This is a genomic window from Xenorhabdus sp. NBAII XenSa04 (assembly GCF_963866145.1).
GTDB lineage: Bacteria > Pseudomonadota > Gammaproteobacteria > Enterobacterales > Enterobacteriaceae > Xenorhabdus > Xenorhabdus indica.
This window is the reverse complement of record NZ_CAWMEB010000195.1, coordinates 1-245: the sequence shown is the minus strand read 5'-3', so window position 1 is coordinate 245 and position 245 is coordinate 1. Positions and strand designations below refer to the sequence as shown.

Here is a 245-nt window from a genome sequence, read left to right as displayed (position 1 = left end):
CAGTTTATTGCCAGAACACATCTGTTGGCACCACAAGTGAAGGCGTTGTTTTTCTCTAATTACGTGTTTGATGCTTCTGTCTTTGAAGTTTTCCCGGTGCTGATGTCCGGTGCCGCTTTGTATATTGCTCCCACCGCGGTAACCGGAGACAGTGAACAACTGTTGGCGTTTATCAACCAACATAAAATCACCAAAGCCTTTATTCCCACTGCTTTGATGAACCACTTTTCTGCCGAGTTATTCCG

Annotated in this window: 1 protein-coding gene; it reads left to right on the top strand. The window is 45.3% G+C overall.

Annotated features, from left to right (window positions below; genetic code table 11):
* Positions 1-245, top strand: a 245-nt coding sequence (locus tag AAC147_RS08110) for an AMP-binding protein (RefSeq protein WP_047686291.1), incomplete at both ends; no start/stop codon positions are given.